Genomic DNA, 19,287 nt, shown 5'->3' on the forward strand with positions numbered 1-19,287 from the left:
CGCGAGAGACCCGCTTTCTCGGTCCCACGCTCCGGCGTGGGACCGCATGCTTGGCGGGCGCACCCGCGCGAGCGGGGGCGCGAGAGACCCGCTTTCTCGGTCCCACGCTTTGGCGTGGGACCGCATGCTTGACGGGCGCCCCCGCGGGAGCGGGGGCGCGAGAGGTTTCCCTTTCTCGGTCCCACGCTCCGGCGTGGGACCGCATGCGTGACGGGCGCCCCCGCGGGAGCGGGGGCGCGAGAGACCCGCTTTCTCGGTCCCACGCTCCGGCGTGGGACCTTATGCCTGACAGGCGCCCCCGCGGGAGCGGGGGCGCGAGAGACCCGCTTTCTCGGTCCCTCGCTCCGGCGTGGGACCTTATGCCTGACAGGCACCCTCGCGGGAGCGGGGGCGCGAGAGACCCGCTTTCTCGGTCCCACGCTCCAGCGTGGGACCTTATGCCTGACAGGCGCCCCCGTGGGAGCGGGGGCGCGAGAGACCCGCTTTCTCGGTCCCACGCTCCGGCGTGGGACCGTATGCCTGACAGGCGCCCCCGCGGGCGCGGCGGCGCGCGAGACCCGCTTTCTCGGTCCCCTTACTCCGCCGCCGTCCCCGCCATACCGGGCTCCACGCCCGGCGGGGTCACCGGCACCTCCAGCTTGTCCAGCATCTCCTTCGGGACGACCTGCCAGAAGTGGCCGGCCTCGCGCTCCCAGTTCACCAGCAGGCGCTGGGCAAACCGCGACTGGCTCTCGGTGGCGTGCTCTTCGACCAAGCCCTTCAGGATGGCGGCGTAGTGGTCGACCTGGATGCGCTGCCAGAGGACGAAATCGGGGTTGATCCGCATCGGCAGCAGGCCCTCCGGGTCATAGACGAAGGCCATGCCGCCGGACATGCCGGCCGCGAAGTTGGCTCCGACCTCGCCCAGGATCACGGCGACGCCGTTGGTCATGTACTCGCAGCCGTTGGAGCCGCAGCCCTCGACCACCACCAGCGCCCCCGAGTTGCGCACCGCGAAGCGCTCGCCCGCCTGGCCGGCCGCGAACAGCTTGCCGCCGGTGGCGCCGTAGAGCGCGGTGTTGCCGATGATGGTGTTCTCGTGCGAGGCCAGCGGGCTGGAGACCGCCGGCCGGACCACGATGGTGCCGCCGGACAGGCCCTTGCCGACATAGTCGTTGGCGTCCCCGAACACCTCCAGCTTCAGGCCCTGCACGGCGAAGGCGCCGAGCGACTGGCCGGCCGAACCGCGCAGCCGCACCGTGATGTGGCCCGGCTGCAACCCGGTCATGCCGTACTTGGTGACGATCTTGTGCGACAGCTTGGTGCCAACGGCGCGGTGGGTGTTCCGCACCGTGTAGGTGAGCTGCATCTTGGCGCCGTCTTCGAGGGTGTTGCGGGCGTCCTCGATCATCTGGGCGTCCAGGGTCTCGGGCACCTCGTTGCGGCCCTCGATGGCGCAGTGCACGGGCAGGCCGCCGCTGTCCGGCTTGGACAGGATGGCGTTCAGGTCCAGGTCGTCCAGGTGCTCGGATCCCCGGCTGACCTGATGCAGCAGGTCGGTGCGGCCGATGGCGTCGTTGAGCGAGCGCAGGCCCAGCGAGGCCAGGATCTCGCGCACCTCCTCGGCCATGAAGGTGAACAGGTTGACCACCTTTTCCGGCGTGCCGGTGAACTTCTCGCGCATCGCCTTGTCCTGGGTGCACACCCCCACCGGACAGGTGTTGGTGTGGCACTGGCGCACCATGATGCAGCCCATGGCGATCAACGAGGTGGTGCCGACACCGAACTCCTCGGCGCCCAGCATGGCGGCGATGACCACGTCGCGGCCGGTCTTGATGCCGCCGTCGGTGCGCAGCAGCACCCGGTGGCGCAACCGGTTCAGGGTCAGCACCTGGTGCACCTCGGACAGGCCCATCTCCCAGGGCAGGCCGGCGTACTTGATCGAGGTCTGCGGGCTGGCGCCGGTGCCGCCGTTGTGCCCGGAGACCAGGATCACGTCGGCGTTGGCCTTGGCGACGCCGGCCGCGATGGTGCCGATGCCGGTGCGGCTGACCAGCTTGACCGTCACCCGGGCGCTGGGGTTGATCTGCTTGAGGTCGTAGATGAGCTGCGCCAGGTCCTCGATCGAGTAGATGTCGTGGTGCGGCGGCGGGCTGATCAGCGTCACCCCCTGGGTGGAGTGGCGCAGCTTGGCGATCTCCGCCGTCACCTTGAAGCCGGGGAGCTGGCCGCCCTCGCCGGGCTTGGCCCCCTGGGCGACCTTGATCTCGATCTCGCGGCACTGGTTGAGGTATTCGGCGGTCACGCCGAAGCGGCCCGAGGCCACCTGCTTGATGGCCGAGTTCTCGTTGTCGCCGTTGGGACGCGGCTTGTAGCGCACCGGGTCCTCGCCGCCCTCGCCGCTGTCCGACTTGGCGCCGATGCGGTTCATGGCGATGTTGAGGGTGCCGTGCGCCTCCGGCGACAGCGCGCCCAGCGACATGGCCGGGGTGACGAAGCGCCGCCGGATGACGTTGGTGCTCTCCACCTCGTCGACGTTGATCGCCCCCGCGACGTGCTTGAAGTCCAGCAGGTCACGGATGTTGATGGGCGGCAGGGCGCGCAGACCCTTGGTGTAGCGCTTGTAGATCTGGTAGCCCTCGGTCGCCACCGCCTCCTGGAGGACGTGGATCAGGCGGCCGTCGTACTGATGCGCCTCGCCGCCGCGGCGGTAGCGGTAGAAGCCGCCGACCGGCAGCGTCACCGCCGCCGGGTCGTAGGCGCGGGTGTGCTGGTCGATCACCTTCTTCTGGATGCCCGCCAGGCCGATGCCGGAGATGCGCGAGGTCATGCTGGTGAAGAACTCGGCCACCAGCGAGCGCGACAGGCCGATGGCCTCGAAGCAGTGACCGCCGCGGTAGCTGCTGATGACCGAAATGCCCATCTTGGACATGATCTTCAGCAGGCCGTCGTTGACCGCCTTCTTGTAGCGCGCCATCGCCTGATCCAGCGTCATGTCGCCGAACAGGCCGCGGCGGTGGCGGTCGGCCAGGCTCTCCTGGGCCAGCCACGGGTTGACCGTGGTGGCGCCGACGCCGATCAGCACCGCGAAGTAGTGCGTGTCCAGGCACTCCGCCGCCCGCACGTTGACCGACGTGAAGGTGCGCAGGCGCTGGCGCACCAGGTGGGTGTGCACGGCGCCGGCGGCCAGGATCATCGGAATCGCCGGGCGGCCCGGCCCCATGGCGCGGTCCGACAGGACCACGTGGGTGCGCCCGCCGCGCACCGCGTCCTCGGCCTCGTGGCGGATCCGGTCGAGGGCGTGGCGCAGCGGCTGCGGGCCGTCGTTCGGGTCGAAGGTGCAGTCGATCTCGGCCGCCGTCTCACCCATGTAGCGGCGCATGGCCTCGAACTCGGCGTTGGTCAGCACCGGGCTTTCGAGTTGCAGCAACTCGCACTGCTCGGCCGCCTCGTCGAGGATGTTGCCCAGGTTGCCCAGCCGGGTGCGCAGGCTCATGACCCGGGTCTCGCGCAGGGCGTCGATGGGCGGGTTGGTGACCTGGCTGAAGTTCTGGCGGAAGAACTGGTGCAGCCCCCGGTAGTTGTCCGACAGCACCGCCAGCGGCGTGTCGTCGCCCATGGACCCGGTGGCCTCCTTGGCGTCCTCCACCATGGGCTGGAGGATCAGTTCCATGTCCTCCATGGTCTGGCCGAAGGCCACCTGGGCCCGGCGCAGCGCCTCGCCGCCGAGCGCCGACGGCTCGCCCTGGTCGGTGCGGATCAGGCTGTCCAGGCGGGTGATGCGCTTGACCCAGTCGCTGAACGGCTGGCGCGCGGCCAGGGTGTCCTTGATCTCCTTGTCCTCGTAGAAGCGGCCCTCGCGCAGGTCGACGGCGATCAGGCCGCCGGGGCCGACCCGGCCCTTGCGCACGATCTCGGATTCCGCCACCCGCACCATGCCGGCCTCGGAGCCGACCACCAGCAGGCCGTCGCGGGTGACGCTGTAGCGCACCGGGCGCAGGCCGTTGCGGTCCAGGCCGGCGACCACCCAGCGGCCGTCGGTGGCGCAGATGGCGGCCGGGCCGTCCCACGGCTCCATGACGCAGTTGCAGTAGGAGATCAGGTCGCCGTGTGGCTGCGGCAGGGTGGCGTCCTGGTTCAGGCTCTCGGGGATCAGCATGGCCTTGGTCATGGGCGCGTCGCGCCCGGCCCGGCACAGCAGTTCGAAGACGGCGTCGAGCGAGGCGCTGTCGGAGGCGCCGCTGCGCACCAGCGGCTTCAGATCCTCGATGGCGGCGCCCAGGATCGGCGACGACATGCGCGTCTCGTGCGCCTTCATCCAGTTCACGTTGCCGGTCAGCGTGTTGATCTCGCCGTTGTGGGCGAGCATGCGGAACGGCTGCGCCAGCCACCAGGTGGGGAAGGTGTTGGTGGAATAGCGCTGGTGGTAGATGGCGAAGCTGGAGACGAAGCGGTCGTCCAGCAGATCCGGATAGAAGCTGGTGAGCTGTTCCGCCAGGAACAGGCCCTTGTAGATGATGGACCGGCAGGACAGCGAGCAGATGTAGAAGTCCTGCACGCCGGCCGCCTGCACCCGCTTCTCGATGCGCCGCCGCACCACGTACAGGTCGTTTTCGAACTTGTCGTCGTCCACGCCCTTCGGATTGCAGATCATGATCTGCTCGATCTCCGGACGGGTCGCGTTCGCCTTCTCGCCGATCACCGAGATGTCCACCGGCACCTGACGCCAGCCGTAGATGGTGAAGCCGGCAGCCAGGATCTCGGTCTCGACGATGCAGCGGCACTCTTCCTGCGCGTTCAGGTCGGTCTTGGGCAGGAAGACCATGCCGACGGCGAGGCGGCCCTCGGACGGCTCATGGCCGGTGGCGGAGATGTGCTCCTTGAAGAACGCCTGCGGGATTTCGACGTGGATGCCGGCGCCGTCGCCGGTCTTGCCGTCGGCGTCCACGGCGCCGCGATGGAACAGGACCTTCAGGGCCTCGATGCCGGCGACCACGACGTCGCGGCGCGGTGTGCCGTCGATGGAGGCGACCAGGCCGACGCCGCAGGCGTCATGCTCCTGCGCGGGATCGTAGGCGTGGGCGTCGGCGAGGCGGCGGGCGTTGGCCTGCCACTCGGCCACGAAGCGGGCGCCGGAGTCGGCCTCGGCGGCGGCGGGGGTGTTGAACGTCTCGGTCATGGCCGGACTCCTCTCGGGTCGCGGCGCCCCCGGCCAACCGGCGGGGGCGCGCCCTGAACATACGGTCATCGGTCGGGGCCTGTGCGGCCGGGACTCGCGGATCCGCGGCCGCCCGGCCGGACTCAGGAGGTCAGGAGGCCAGCGCCATGGCGTGGCCGGTGCCGGCCTTGGCGGGGTCCCCGGCCGCGCGGGCCTTGTCCTGAATGTAGTCGTGGATGCCCTCGGCGGCGTCGCGGCCATCGCGCACCGCCCACACCACCAGCGAGGCGCCGCGCACGATGTCGCCGGCGGCGAACACGCCGTCGGCCTCGGTCATCAGGCTGTGGGTGTCCACCTTCAGGGTGCCCCACTTGGTGACCGGCAGGTCGGGATCGCCGAACAGGGTCGGCAGGTCCTCGGGCTCGAACCCGAGCGCGGAGATGACCATGTCCGCCGGTATCCGGAACTGACTGCCCTCGGTCGGAACCGGGGTCTGGCGGCCGGTGGCGTCGGCGATGCCCAGGTGCATGCGCACGGCCTGCACCTCGCTGACCCGCCCGTCGGTATCCAAAATGGCCTCGGGGGCGGACAGCCAGACGAACTCCACGCCCTCTTCCATGGCGTTGGAGACCTCGCGCTGCGAGCCCGGCATGTTGGCGCGGTCGCGCCGGTACAGGCACTTGACCGACGCGGCCCCCTGGCGGATGGCGGTGCGCACGCAGTCCATGGCGGTGTCGCCGCCGCCGATGACGACCACGTTCTTGCCGTTGGCATCCAGGCGGCCGCTGTCGAAGTCGGGCACGGCGTCGCCCAGGCCGCGCCGGTTGGAGGCGGTCAAATAGGTGAGGGCGGGCAAGACCTCGGGCAGGCCGGCGCCGGGCACGGTCAGCGCGCGCGCCTTGTAGACGCCGGTGGCGATCAGCACCGCGTCGTGGCGGGCGCGCAGGTCGGCCAGGGTGGCGTCGCGCCCGACCTCGAAGTTCAGCTTGATCTCGACGCCGGCATCGGCCAGCAACCGGCCGCGCCGCTCCACCACATCCTTCTCCAACTTGAAGGAGGGGATGCCGTAGATCAGCAGGCCGCCCACGCGGTCGTAGCGGTCATAAAGCGTGACCTTGTAGCCGTGCTTGCGCAGTTGCTCGGCTGCCGCCATGCCGCCGGGGCCGGCGCCGACGATGCCGACCGACTGCGTCCGCTCCTGGCTCGGCTGCACCGGCTTGACCCAGCCCTTGTCCCAGGCCGTATCGGTGATGTATTTTTCGACGGCGCCGATCGTGACAGTGCCGTGGCGGGACTGTTCCAGTACGCAAGAGCCCTCGCACAGGCGGTCCTGCGGGCAGATGCGGCCGCAGATCTCGGGCATGTTGTTGGTGGCCGAAGAGACGGCATAGGCCTCTTCCAGCCGGCCCTGGGCGGTCAGCAGCAGCCAGTCCGGAATGTTGTTCTGCAGCGGGCAGTGCACCTGGCAATAGGGGATGCCGCACTGTTCGCAGCGCGACGCCTGTTCGGCGGCGGCGGCGGTCTCATAGTCGGCGTAGATCTCGTCGAAGTCCTGGCGCCGCTCGTCCGCGGCGCGCTTCGCCGGCATCTGCCCCTGAAGCTGGGTGAACTGCATCATCTTCCGCGCCATGGCGGTCCTCCCTCACGCGATCGCTGCCCGGGTCGCTCGGCCGCCTGGCGCGCGCCCCTCCTCCGGCGCGACGCGGCGTGTCCGACCGCCGGCAGCCCCGACTGCGGCGGGACACGGGGACCAGGACACACGGGGCGGGACGGGGCCGTCAGCCGCGGCCCCGCGATCCGGGGCTTCGTGATACGCTCGCCGGCGTCCGATCACAAGCGAAAACGACATATGGGTCAGCCTCGTTGACTAACAATGGGTCCAGACGCGGGATCGGGACGCATTTTTCGCGCCGCGTTTTCCCGCTCTGGATAATTTAGTAATCAGAGCGGACCTAAAATTCCGCCTGGGCCAGGGCTGGGGCCGTCTGCTATAACCGCGCTACACCATGTCGTGGGTGGGGCTGTGGGGACACTTCAGATTGTCGTGCTGGCGCTGGTCCAGGGCATCACCGAATTCCTTCCCGTCAGTTCGTCCGGTCATCTCGCCCTGGTGCCGCTGCTGAGCGACTGGCCCGACCAGGGCCTGAAGATCGACGTGGCGGTGCACGTCGGCACCCTGCTGGCCGTGATGCTGTATTTCTGGCGCGATGTCCTGCTGATGCTCGGCGGCCTCGGCCGCCTGCTGCTGTTCCGGGGCGGTCCGGGGGCGCGCCTGATGGGCCACCTGATCGTCGCCACCGTGCCGGTCGTGCTGGCCGGTCTCCTGTTCAAGGGTGCCATCGAATCCAGCCTGCGCAGCCTGGAGGTGATCGCCTGGGCCACGCTGGGCTTCGGGATCCTGCTGGGGCTGGCCGACCGCATCGGCCTGACGGTGCGGCGGGTCGAGCACATGACCTGGGGCGACGCCGTGGTGCTGGGGCTGGCGCAGGCGCTGGCGCTGATCCCCGGGACCAGCCGCTCCGGCATCACCATGACGGCGGCCCGCGTGCTGGGCTACGAGCGACCGGACGCGGCCCGCTTCTCGCTGTTGATGTCGATGCCCACGATCGCGGCGGCGGGCCTGCTGGTGGGGCTCGACCTGTACCGGCTCGACGACTGGGCGGTGACGCGCGAGGCGCTGGTGGCGGCCGCCCTGGCGATGATGTCGGCCCTGCTGGCGGTGGCGCTGATGATGGCGTGGCTGCGCCGCGCCGGCTTCATGCCATTCGTGATCTACCGGGTGTTGCTCGGCCTGGGCCTGCTGGGCATCGTCTACGGCGTGATCGAGATCTGACGCGCGGCCCCGTCAGCCCACCCCGCCAGAAGAAGGCTCCGCCATGCTGTTCGCCCCCCAGACCGCCCCCCGCGCCGGCCTGCATTACCGCGTGTCCGGCGCCTACGGGGCGCCGTGGCTGGTGTTCGTCAACTCCCTGGCCACCGATCTGCGGCTGTGGGATGCGGTGATCGAACGGATCGGCGGCCGCTTCCGAGTGCTGACCTGGGACCTGCGCGGGCACGGCCTGTCCGACCATCCGTCCGGCCGCTGGTCCATCGCCGACCTGACCGACGACCTGCTGGCGCTGCTCGACCACCTGAAGATCGACACCTGCGCCCTGTGCGGCCTGTCGGTGGGCGGCCTGGTGGCGCAGGATCTGGCGGCGCGCGCGCCCGAGCGCCTGCGGGCGGTGGTGTTCTCCAACACCGGGATGAAGATCGGTACCGAGGTGGTGTGGAACGCCCGGCTGGCGACGGCGCGGGCGCAGGGGATGGCGGGCGTGGTCGACGCCACCATGGAGCGGTGGTTCACGCCCGCGTTCCGCGCCGATGCGGCCCGCCTGACGCCCTGGCGGCACATGGTGACGCGCACGCCGCTGGAGGGCTTCCTGGCCGTCGCCACCGCCATTCGCGATGCCGACCTGCGGGCCGTGGCGCCCTCGATCCGGGTCCCGACCCTGGTGGTGGGTGGCGCCGAGGACGGCGGCACGCCGCCCGACCTGGCCCGGGCTCTGGCCGATGCGGTGCCCGGCGCGCGGCTGGAGATCCTGCCCGGCGTCGCCCATCTGCCCTGCGTCGAGGACCCGGACGCCACCGCGGTGCTGCTGACCACCTTCCTGCGCGAGGCCGGGCAGGGGTAGAGGCTCAGGCGTAGAGCGCATCCACGTCCAGGGACACCCCGGGCGGGTCGAGCCACAGGCGGCCGCCGGTCACGAGCGCGGTCCGCCACGTCCCGCCCTCGGCGCGGGCGTGGTGGATCAGGCGCGGCCGGTCCGGATCGACGATCAGATAGTGCGCGATACTATCCACACCCGCGTAGCCGGCGAGTTTATAGCCGGTATCAACGCCGCGCGAGCCGGGGGAGAGAACCTCGGCGACGACCACGGGCCGGGCCGCCGCGATATCGCCGGGGGCGGCAGGGCCGCAGTCGATCAGGACGTCGGGCACGAAATCCGTGTCGGCCCCGGCCTCCACCGTCAGGCCGTCCACGAGGGCCTCGCACGGCGACCCCTGCGCGGCCAGGGCCGTCCGCAAGGCCAACCACAGAGCCTGCTTGGCCCGAACGTGCGCGCGCCGCTCGGGTGCCATGGCGACGAGCCGCCCCGCCAGCCGCTCGTAGCGGCCGCCGTGGGAGCGGCACCAGGCATGGAACGCCGCCCGGTCCATCGGCGTGCCGTCCGGTGTGGCGGGTTCGGCCATGGCTGCCTCCTGTCGCGGTCGCGCGCCGGCGCCACCTTGCCGATGATACGGCCGTCCCCACCTTGATCTCAAGGCGAAGACCTGCGCACGGCGGCGCGCCGGGACCGCGGCCGCGAATTTGATTGATATCAATGTGGCGGCGCAACGCCGGGCGTATCAGACATGCCGCAAGACCGGTCCCGGGCGCCAGGCCGGGATCCCCTGTCCAGGGGCGGGACGCGCGGCCGCGGCCGGTGCGGCGCGCCCTGGCACTCCGCCGCCCCGGACGAGGCGAGCAGCGAAGGCGCAGCAGACATGACGGCAACGGACGGTGTGGCCGGCGCGCGCGGCAGCGCGACGCCGCAGACGGCGTCGCTGTACGAGGACTATCAGAAGGTCTATCCGCGCAAGAGCGAGGGCCGGTTCCGCCGCATCAAGACGGCGATGAACTGGGTCCTGCTCTCGATTTTCTTCATCGGGCCTTGGTTGCGCTGGGACCGCGGCCCCAACGCCCCCGATCAGGCCATCCTGATCGACATGCCGGGGCGCAAGGCCTACTTCTTCTCCATCGAGATCTGGCCCCAGGAGGTCTACTACCTCACCGGCATCCTGGTGCTGGCAGCGATCGGCCTGTTCTTCGCCACCGCGCTGCTGGGCCGGGTATGGTGCGGCTTCGCCTGCTTCCAGACCGTGTTCACCGACATCTTCGTGGCCATCGAACGCGCCATCGAGGGAGATCGCAACGCCCGCATGCGGCTCGACAAGAAGCCGTGGCGCGGCGACAAGATCGTGCGCAAGGCGACCAAGAATGCCGCCTGGTTGGTCACCGCCTTCCTGGTTGGACTCGGCTTCACCCTGTACTTCGGCAACGCGCCCGACCTGGCGCTCGATGTGCTCACCCTCCAGGCCGGCCTGGCCCCCTATGGCACCATCGCGGTGGTGGGCGGGTTCTGCTTCCTGCTGGCGGGCTACGCGCGCGAGCAGGTGTGCATCTATATGTGCCCGTATGCGCGCTTTCAGTCGGCGATGGTGGACGACGAGTCGCTGATCGTCACCTACGAGGCCTGGCGCGGCGAGCCGCGGGGCAAGGCGCGGCGCACCGACGACTTCAGCCACCGCGGGCACTGCGTCGACTGCACGCTGTGTTATCAGGTCTGTCCGACCGGCGTTGACATCCGCAAGGGCACGCAACTCGCCTGCATCGGCTGCGGCCTGTGCGCAGACGCCTGCGACAGCGTCATGGAGCGCTTCAACCTGCCGCCCGGCCTGATCCGCTTCGACTCGGTCAAGAACCAGGCGCGCCGGGAGCGCGGCGAGGCGGTGTCCATCAGGTGGCTGCGGCCGCGGACCCTGATCTACACCGGCGCCCTGCTGATCGCGGTGGCCGTGATGGCGACCGCGCTGGCCACCCGCTCGCGGTTGGAGGTCAACATCCTGGCGGAGCGCAGCCCGCTCTACGTGCAGCTTTCCGACGGCTCGATCCGCAACGGCTATACCTTCAAGATCCTCAACATGGAGCGCACGCCGACCACCTTCACCGTGGCGGTCGAGGGCCTGCCCCAGGCCGACATGAGCATCGTCGGCTACGACACTGTGCCCGGACAGCCGGCGACCGCCCATCTCCCGGTGGCCGGGGATAGCGTGGGCAGCTTCCGCATCTACGTTTCGGCCCCGCCCGGGGCGCTGGACGGCGGCTCGACGGCGTTTACCTTCGTGGTGGAGAACCAGGCCACCGGCGAGCGCCTGGAGCAGGGCGCCAACTTCAACGCGCCTGAAGGCTGACCGATCCGGGGGGCGCGGCGCGCGGCATCCCCGTCCCGCGTCCCCCCTTGCCGCGCACCCGGTTTTTCTTGGCCTGTCCGGGCGCGATGTCCTATTCGTCGGGATCTGGCCGCTCCTCAAGCAGGCGGGGCGGCTCCCGCTCGAACGGACACCTTCCCGTGCTGTTGCCCGACTTCCTCAGAACCTCGCCACGCGCCCGCATCGCCTACCTCCACGACGTGATGATGGCGGGGCTGTCCTTCCTGCTGTCGATTTATCTGCGCGTGGGCGAGGCCTGGCCGCGCCACGTGGAGACCGAGACCCTGGTGATCGGCACGGCGCTGTTCGCCGTGATCGCGGCGGCGGTGTTCCTGTACCAGCCCATGTACAAGGGCATCTGGCGGTACGCCTCGATGAAGGACCTGGTGGCGATCACGCGCGCGGTGACGCTGACCATCCTGATTTTCGTGCCGGCGATGTTCCTGGTGACCCGCCTCGACGACCTGCCGCGCAGCACGCTCATCATCAACTGGTTTGTGCTGATGGCGCTGCTGGGCGGGCCGCGCTTCGCGTACCGGATCCTGAAGGACCGCCGGCTCGACTTCCGCTACGAGACGCGGCGCGATCCGCACGCCATCCCGGTGCTGCTGGTGGGGGCGGGGGACGGCGCGGAGCTGTTCCTGCGCTCCCTGCTGCGCGAGCCCGACGCCAGCTACCGGGTGGTCGGCATCCTGACCCGCAAGCGGCACCGTGTCGGCCGCCGCATCCACGACGTCGAGGTCATGGGCACGCTGGACCAGGTGGCGGACGTCGTCGGCACCCTGTCGGGGCGCAACCTGCGGCCCATGAAGCTGGTGCTGACCCACGCGGACTTCACCGGCGACGAGGTCCAGGCCCTGCTGGACGCCGCCGACCGCCTCGGCCTGACGCTGGCGCGGCTGCCGCGTCCCACCGACCTGCGCGACGGCGCCGCCGACCGCCTGGACGTGCGACCGGTGTCGGTCGAGGACCTTCTGGGCCGGCCCCAGGCGGTGCTGGACCGCGCCGCCATCGCCGCCCTGATCGCCGGCCGGCGGGTCCTGGTCACCGGGGCCGGCGGCTCCATCGGGTCCGAACTGGTGCGCCAGGTGGCGGCGCTGGGGCCGGCGGCCCTGACCCTGCTCGACAACAGCGAGTTCGCGCTCTACAGCATCGACCTGGAGATCGCCGAGCGCCATCCCACGCTGCCGCGCGCGCCGCGGCTCGGGTCGGTGCGCGACCGCCGCCGCCTCGACGCCGTGATGGCCGAGGCCCGGCCCGAGGTGGTGTTCCACGCCGCCGCGCTCAAGCACGTGCCGTTGGTCGAACTCAACCCGGTCGAGGGTATCTGGACCAACGCCGTCGGCAGCCGCCATGTGGCCGACGCCTGCCGGGCGTCCGGGGTGGCGGCGCTGGTGATGATCTCCACCGACAAGGCGGTCAACCCCACCAGCATCATGGGCGCGGCCAAGCGGGCGGCGGAATGCTATTGCCAGGCGCTCGACGTGCTGGACCAGGGCAAGCCTCAGCGCACCCACTTCATCACCGTGCGCTTCGGCAACGTGCTGGGCTCGACCGGTTCGGTGGTGCCGCTGTTCCAGCGCCAGCTCGCCCGCGGCGGGCCGCTGACCGTCACCCACCCGGACATGACCCGCTATTTCATGACCATCCGCGAGGCGGTCGAACTGGTGTTGCAGGCGGCCGCCCTGGGCAGCGGGGCGGATACCTACCGGGGTCGGATCTTCGTGCTCGACATGGGCAAGCCGGTGCGGATCGTGGACCTGGCGCGGCAGATGATCCGGCTGGCCGGGCTGCGGCCGGACGCGGACATCCGCATCGCCTACACCGGGCCGCGGCCGGGGGAGAAGCTGTCGGAGGAGATTTTCCACGGCGGCGAGACCACGGTGCCCACCGAGCGCGAGGGCGTGCTGATCGCCGATCCGCGCCGCCTGGACCACGCCCGTGTGGCCCGTCTCATGGACGGGCTGGAGGCGGCGTGCATGGCCGGCGAGACGGAGCGCGCGCTGGCGGTGCTGGGCGATCTGGTGCCGGAGTTCGGCGCCGAGGCGGTGCCGGCCTGACCCCGTCTCCGGGTCGGGACACGGTCATGCCGCCGGCAGGTCGAGGCGGAACGTGGTGCCGTGGCCCTCGGTGCTGTCCACGCGGATGGTGCCGTGCTGGCGGTCCATCAGTTCCTTGCTGATGACGAGCCCCATGCCGGTCCCGGTCTCGCCTTGGGTGCCGGTGGCGGATGCCCGGGCGCCCAGGTCGAACAGCGTCGGGATCTTCGCCGCCGGGATGCCGACGCCCGTATCCCGGATCGCCACCGTCGCCCGGCCGGTCGGCGCCGGACCGGCCGTGACCAGAATGCTGTCCCCCGGACGCGTGAACTTGATGGCGTTGCTGAGCAGGTTGCGGACCACGGTGTTCAGCATGTGGGGGTCGGCCCACGCGCGCACGCCGGGCGCGGCATCGGTGCGCAGGGCCACACCCTTGGCCTGGGCGGCATAATGGTAGCGCGCCACGTTGTCGTCGAGCAGCGCCGCCAGATCGACGGCTTCCGGGGCGTAGGTCACGCGGTCGAGCTGGATGCGCGACCAGTCCAGCAGGTCCTCCAGCAGCTTGAACGCTTCGGTGGCGGCGCGGTGCAGCAGCGCGCCGTACTCCGCCACGCGCGCCGGGGGCAGGCTGGCCCCTTCCGTCGCCAGCAGCTCCGAAAAGCCCATCAGCGGGTTGAACGGGCTCTTGAGGTCGTGCGCCACGATGGAGAAGAACTTGTCCTTCTGGGTGTTCAACTCCTCCAGGTGGGCGCGGGCCTCCTCCACCGACTGGGCCATGACCGCCATGTCGCGCGTCTGCCGCTCCAGGCGCCGTTCCTGGTCCTGGAGGGCGAGGATCTGGGCCGCCATCTCCTGGGCATGCGATTCCAGGTCGGCCTCGGCCTGCTTGAGCGCGGTCACGTCGGTGTGGGAGCCCAGCATGCGCACCGGGTGCCCCTCGGCGTCGCGGATGATCTGGCCGCGACAGCGCACCCAGACGGTGTGGCCGTCCCGATGTCGATAGCGCACCACCTGGTCGAACGGATGGGCCGGGTCGGCCTTGTGCTTCTCGAAGTTCTCCCGCACGACGACCAGGTCGTCGGGATGGATCCGCGCCTGCCACCACGCCGTCGCGTTCTCGACCTCGTCGTCGGCGTACCCGAACAGGGCCTTGAACCGCGGGCTGAGCCATTCCGCGCCCTCGGGGTCGAGGGCACGATACCACAGTCCGTCGGTGGCTCCCGCGTCGAGGAACCTGATAATCGTGGGATCCTGGCGAATACGCTCAAAAAGTTCGTCTCTCAGCCAGTGAGAGCCACCGTAGGATCCCGACTCCTGTAATTGAGTCGTTTCTGTCGTCATGGTGCCCGATGCATGCATTGTTCTGGGCGAGTCGATCTCAAGACCGCGCTCATGAAGCCATGCCAGCGGCGCCCTGTCGAGGCCAAATGGCACAGGACCACGACCTTGGCGTGCCGCACCGGCGGCGTTTCACGACGCGCGGCACCGGGCGGCCGTCAGGGGCCGGCGGGGTCCAGGTCCAGGGCGCGCAGGCGCTCGCGGATGCGGTCGGGGATGGCGTAGCCGCGCAGGCTGTCCTGCACCATGCGGGCCAGCGGTCCCGACAGGGAGACGTTGAGCTGGAACGGATAGCCGTCGAGAACCGCCGGATTGGACCCCTCCAGCCGCACCCGAACGGCCATGTCGTCGTCGGTCCGGCCGTCCACGTCCATGGACAGGTCGGTGTAGGCGAAGTCCTGCAAGGCCCGCCGCGCCAGGTCCACACCCTGCATGCCCTCCGGCAGCGCGGTCCCGGCGTAGCGCACCGCGCCCGGCTCCACGGCCGCCAGCCGGCCGGCGTCGATGCGGACCGCGCCGGGGGTGATGACCAGCGGCACGCGCCCGTCGACTCGTCCGGTGACGCTGAGGTCGTCGAGCGGCGTCAACGCGGCCAACTCGGCCAGATCGAGGCCCTCGACCGTCAGCATCAGCGGCACGCGGTCGAAACCCGCCAGCGGCACCACGGCCTCGCCGGCGGTGATGGTGCCGCCGGCCAGGGCCATGCGCGCGCTCTCCAGCACGAAGGCGCGTCGGGCGGGGTCGAGGCGATAGCGCACCACCAGGTCGGAGAACGGCAGCCCGAGGTCGAGGCCCGCAGCCGCCAGCTCCTGACTCGGGCTGGCGGGCGGGGCCAGGCCGGTCAGGCGCACCACCCCGTTGAGGCGGCGCAGCCGCGTGGTGCCATAGGCCGCGTCGACGTCGGCCAGGCCGATCGACAGGTCGGGCGTCGGCTTGGTCCCGTCGCGCCAGGCCAGCGTTCCGGACACCGCCAGCGTGCCGGCGCTGGCCGACAGGTCCACCAGCTTGCCGTACAGGTGCCAGGGCTGGATCCCGTCGCGGCCCAGCGCCAGCGGCGGCGTGGCGAGTCGCAGGCGCCCCGCCGAGCCGTCGCGCGCCAGCCAGCCGGTGGCGGTGGCGACTCCGGCGCGCCGCGGCGCGTCCGCCGTGAGGGTCACCGCAAGCCGGGCGGGATCAGCCGGGTCCGGCGCAAGCTGTCCTTCCAGCCGCAGGGGCCGCAGCGGGTGGCCGGCGTCCGGGCGCGGGGCCGTCTCGCCGGGCAGGGCCGGCAGCCGCCCGGCAAGGGTGATCTCCGGGCCGGCCGGGCGCAGCGTCAGGTCGGCCCGTCCGTCGGCCACCGTCCAGGCCCCGACGCGGACCGTGGGCAGCGTGGCGGCGGCGGCGAAGGGCACGGCGTCGCGCGGGGGCAGCCGTCCGGCCACCGTCAGGGTGTCCAGGCGGCCGGTGATGCTGCCGTCCTCCAGGGCGAGCGGCGCCAGCGCGGCGTCCAGGGTGAGCGCCGCGCCGTCCGGGGCGCCCCAGGTCAGCGACGCGGCGTGCGCGCGGTCGGCCGCCAGCGTCAGCGCCAGCCGGTCCGGTCCGCGCCAGGCCCCGTCCGGCGCCGTCGGTCGCGCCAGGGTCAGCGCGCCGCCGTCCAGGGTCAGGGTGGCATGGGACGCTGACAGCGCCAGCGTCCCGGCCGCCGTCAGGTCCGCCGGTCCGGTCGTCAGCGCGGCATGGGCGACCGCCGCCGCGGTGCCGTGCAGGTCGACGCGGCCGGCCAGGGTGCCGTCCGCCAGCGTCATGCGTGGGCTGGACAGGTCCGCCGCCAGGTCCGTGAGCCCGGCCGGGGTCAGGCCCCGGACCGTCAGCGCGACGTCGGTCAGGGTCGCCGCATGCAGGCCGGCGGCGCGGGTCAGGCGGCCGTCCATGGCGGTGGCCAGCCGGCCGGTGCGTCCCGCGGCGTCGCCGAGGGTGGCGGCGCCGTCCAGCGCCACGGCCCAGGCGGGCGCCCCGTCCGGGTCGCTGTCCGGGCGCAGCCGCGCCGTCCACGGCGCGCCGTCGCGCCGGCCCGCCAGCGTCAGGGTGACCGGGCCGGCCGGCGGGCCGCCGAGCGCCGGCATCGCCGCCCGGGCCAGCCGTGGCAGCACGGACGGCAGCGTGACCCGCAGGGGCGTGCGGGCCCGCCAGGCCAGCGCCGGGCCGTCCCCGTCCAGGGTCAGCCGGCCGGCGGCCTTCACCGTGGCGCCGGTGCCGACATGGGGCACGATGACGTCGTGGGCGTTGAGCCGCAGGTCCAGCGTACCGCCCGGGCGCGCCTCGGCGGCGGCGGTCAGGCGCCGGGTCTCCAGGTGCAGGCGGCCGCGCAGGCGGGGCGGCCCCGGCGTCAGGCCGGGCCCCAGCGGCAGGACCACCCGGGGGGGCGTGCCGTCGGCCGCCGGCTCCAGGCGCAGCGCCAGCGGGCCGGCCGCCAGCGCGGCCAGCGCCGGGTGCCAGGGGTGGAGCAGGGCGGGGTCGAGGGCCGTCGCGCCGATCTCGACGGCCTCCCCCGTGAGCGTCAGGACGCCGTCGCGCCACGCTGCCGTCACCGTGCCCGCGCCGCGCAGGGCTCGGGCCAGGCCGGCGCGGTCGCGCGGCGCCGCCTGGACGCTGACGGTCGCGGTGGCCTCGGGCGTCGGCCAGGGCCGGGCGGTCACCGTGGCGGCGGCGAAGACGCCGGTGCCCCAGACCGTGACGTCGGCGGTGAGGGCGGGGCGGTCGGCCGAGGTGTCCAGCGCACCGTCGCCCAAGGCGCGCACCGGGCCGTGCGGTGTGTCCAGGGTGAGGCGCGCGTCCGTCAGGGTCAGGGCATCAAAGGGCAGCGTGGGCGGGCCGGCTGCGCCCGCTCCACCGCCCAGCCAAGGCGTGACGGGGCCGGCGTCGAGGCCCGCGTCGGCGCTCCAGGCCGCCGTCGCCACGGCGCCGGCGATGTCGATCCTATCGACGTGGCCCTCGGCGAGCCCGCGCGGGGTGTAGGTCAGAACGATCCGCTCGGCCCGCAGTCGGCCGCCGGCCAGAGTCACGTCCGCGAGCACCGCGCGGCCGGGGTCCAGGGTCTCCACCGTCAGGCGGGCCGGCCCCAGCCCGGCGCGCGCGAGCAGGGCGGGCGCCACCGTCTCGACGATTGGGGCCCGCCCCCACCAGGCCGCCGCCAGGACGGCGGTCGCCAGCAGGGCGGGACCCAGCACCGCGCCCAGGGCCGCGCGGACCACTGCGGCCCGGCGCGGGTGGCGGCGGCCGGTGGCGGCTGGGGTGGCGGCTGGGGCGGGGGGCGGGGCGGTCTCCGGCTCGGTCATGCGGGGGCTGCTGCGGCGGCGGAACGGAGGGGGCGACAGGGCACCCGATCACTGTAGCGCAGGGCGCCGGCCGTGGCATCGCCCCGGCCGGCTGCCGTACACTGGCCGTGTGCCGGTGCCCGAGGAGCCCCCGACCATGGCCCATCCGCCCCTGACCGACTCCGCCTTCGATGCTGCCTTCTGGCTGCTCGACCGCGCGCTGGACGACAACGAGTACCTGAATCCGCGCAAGCTGCACCGGCTGCTCTATCTGGCGCAGGCCTATTTCGCGGTCGCCAACGCCGGGCATTGGCTGATGCCGGCCACCTTCGTGGCCGATCCGGACGGGCCGCTGGAGCCCACCCTGTTCCGCGCCTTTGCCTACAGCCGGCCGCGCGTCGATGTGCAGCCCATCCCCGAGGCCGGCAGGACGCTGCTGGATTCCGTCTGGCGCCGCTTCGGGGCGCATTCCACCGACCACCTGACCAAGGCGCTCAAGCGCCATCCGCCCTATGCCGACGCGCGCGCCGCCGGACCGCGGGCGATCATCCTGGTCGAGGCGATGGTGGCCTTCTACGGCCGCGCGCCGCGGCCGCGCGAGGGCATCGGGGCGCTGACCGACAGCGGCGCCCCGCACATCGAACAGGTGCTGCGCCCGCGTGTCATGCGCTCGCAGTCCGGCAAGCCGGTCAACGTGCACCAGTGGCGGCCGCGTCCGGTGAAGGACCGCTGACCCTGGGGCCGGGCCGGGCCGTGTTGCGCATTTTCGTTGCGCATTTTCAATGCCGGCGCGGGGCTTCGGGCGCATGCGGGAGGATAAACGCGACGGGCCGGAGTCGGTCCGCGCCTCGGGAGGACAGCATGCGCCAGTATACATTGCAGGAAAAGTATCCCGTCTATCACATGGAGCTGCCGTTCGCGGAGACCTCCATGCGCTCCGTCGACGACATCGTGGCGTACTACCGGACCCGGATCGACGAGGACGTGAAGGCGGCGTTCATCTCCGTGTTCGATCACTACGCCCATACCAAGACCATCGGCGGCGAGATCGCGCCCGCCATCCGGGCCGCCAAGAACATCGTGTTCTGTTTCGGCGTCAAGCTGCCCGGCCCCGACGTGCTGGCCGTGCGGCCGCGCTCCATCGGCGTTGCGGAACTCGATGACCGCTTCGAGATCACCTTCCTCGAGGCGCCGATGCCGGTGGCCAACACCGCGATGGAGATGTGGACTCGCGGCCTGCGGGACCGCTGATCGGCGGTTCCCGGCCGGCCGCGGCCGACCGGTCGGGCCGGTTCGGGGGTCGTCCGGGGGCCAGCGGGCAGCTTCGGGTACCAGGGGAATCGCATTTGAGAAATCGGGGTAGCGGTCGAGCTTGAAACGGATTCTGTAGGGGACTCCCATTCAAGGTTCGGGAGGCCCCATGTCCTGGTTCCTGGATGCGGTTGGCGAGGGGCCGGACCCTCGGGCG

General features: G+C 71.8%; 11 protein-coding genes. 6 read left to right on the forward strand and 5 right to left on the reverse strand.

Annotated elements, in window-relative coordinates; genetic code table 11:
* Positions 1-574 precede the first annotated feature (574 nt).
* Together gltB and GGD88_RS15490 are read right to left on the reverse strand one after the other, a co-directional pair.
* Positions 575-5,158 (reverse strand): glutamate synthase large subunit, encoded by a 4,584-nt coding sequence (gltB, locus tag GGD88_RS15485; protein ID WP_184437079.1) that lies wholly within the window; start codon positions 5,156-5,158, stop codon positions 575-577.
* 130 nt (positions 5,159-5,288) lie between these two features.
* A complete protein-coding gene (locus GGD88_RS15490) occupies positions 5,289-6,767 on the reverse strand; it encodes an NAD(P)-dependent oxidoreductase (RefSeq protein WP_184437081.1) in 1,479 nt (492 codons plus the stop codon).
* Positions 6,768-7,160: 393 nt separating this feature from the next.
* Here GGD88_RS15490 and GGD88_RS15495 point away from each other — a divergent pair, with 393 nt between their 5' ends.
* Both GGD88_RS15495 and pcaD read left to right on the forward strand, forming a co-directional pair.
* Positions 7,161-7,970 carry an undecaprenyl-diphosphate phosphatase gene (locus tag GGD88_RS15495; protein WP_184437083.1) on the forward strand — a complete coding sequence of 270 codons (810 nt, stop codon included), beginning with the start codon at positions 7,161-7,163 and terminating at the stop codon, positions 7,968-7,970.
* A gap of 43 nt (positions 7,971-8,013) precedes the next feature.
* Positions 8,014-8,811 (forward strand): 3-oxoadipate enol-lactonase, encoded by a 798-nt coding sequence (gene pcaD / locus GGD88_RS15500; protein WP_184437085.1) that lies wholly within the window; start codon positions 8,014-8,016, stop codon positions 8,809-8,811.
* Between the two features lie 4 nt (positions 8,812-8,815).
* On the opposite strand, the gene GGD88_RS15505 is transcribed toward pcaD, so the two are convergent.
* Complete coding sequence (locus tag GGD88_RS15505) at positions 8,816-9,370, reverse strand: Uma2 family endonuclease (protein ID WP_184437087.1); 555 nt, start codon at positions 9,368-9,370, stop codon at positions 8,816-8,818.
* Between the two features lie 294 nt (positions 9,371-9,664).
* Here GGD88_RS15505 and ccoG point away from each other — a divergent pair, with 294 nt between their 5' ends.
* Positions 9,665-11,131: a cytochrome c oxidase accessory protein CcoG gene (gene ccoG / locus GGD88_RS15510; protein WP_184437089.1), complete on the forward strand. Its 1,467-nt coding sequence runs from the start codon at positions 9,665-9,667 to the stop codon at positions 11,129-11,131.
* 221 nt (positions 11,132-11,352) lie between these two features.
* Positions 11,353-13,209, forward strand: coding sequence for a polysaccharide biosynthesis protein (locus GGD88_RS15515; RefSeq protein WP_246423821.1), 1,857 nt, complete (start codon positions 11,353-11,355; stop codon positions 13,207-13,209).
* A gap of 24 nt (positions 13,210-13,233) precedes the next feature.
* Here the strand turns inward: GGD88_RS15515 and GGD88_RS15520 are convergent, their stop codons facing one another.
* The gene (locus GGD88_RS15520; RefSeq protein WP_184437092.1) at positions 13,234-14,529 is read right to left on the reverse strand and encodes a PAS domain-containing sensor histidine kinase; all 1,296 of its coding nucleotides are present in this window, start codon (positions 14,527-14,529) and stop codon (positions 13,234-13,236) included.
* Between the two features lie 155 nt (positions 14,530-14,684).
* The gene (locus GGD88_RS15525; protein WP_184437095.1) at positions 14,685-17,840 is read right to left on the reverse strand and encodes an intermembrane phospholipid transport protein YdbH family protein; all 3,156 of its coding nucleotides are present in this window, start codon (positions 17,838-17,840) and stop codon (positions 14,685-14,687) included.
* Between the two features lie 136 nt (positions 17,841-17,976).
* Between GGD88_RS15525 and GGD88_RS15530 the strand changes: the two genes are divergently transcribed.
* Both GGD88_RS15530 and GGD88_RS15535 read left to right on the forward strand, forming a co-directional pair.
* Positions 17,977-18,552 carry a Panacea domain-containing protein gene (locus GGD88_RS15530; protein ID WP_184437097.1) on the forward strand — a complete coding sequence of 192 codons (576 nt, stop codon included), beginning with the start codon at positions 17,977-17,979 and terminating at the stop codon, positions 18,550-18,552.
* Positions 18,553-18,680: 128 nt separating this feature from the next.
* Positions 18,681-19,070 (forward strand): DUF6858 family protein, encoded by a 390-nt coding sequence (locus GGD88_RS15535; RefSeq protein ID WP_184437099.1) that lies wholly within the window; start codon positions 18,681-18,683, stop codon positions 19,068-19,070.
* The last annotated feature ends 217 nt before the right edge of the window (positions 19,071-19,287 follow it).

The sequence above is a fragment of the Roseospira goensis genome (genome assembly GCF_014197795.1).
GTDB lineage: Bacteria > Pseudomonadota > Alphaproteobacteria > Rhodospirillales > Rhodospirillaceae > Rhodospira > Rhodospira goensis.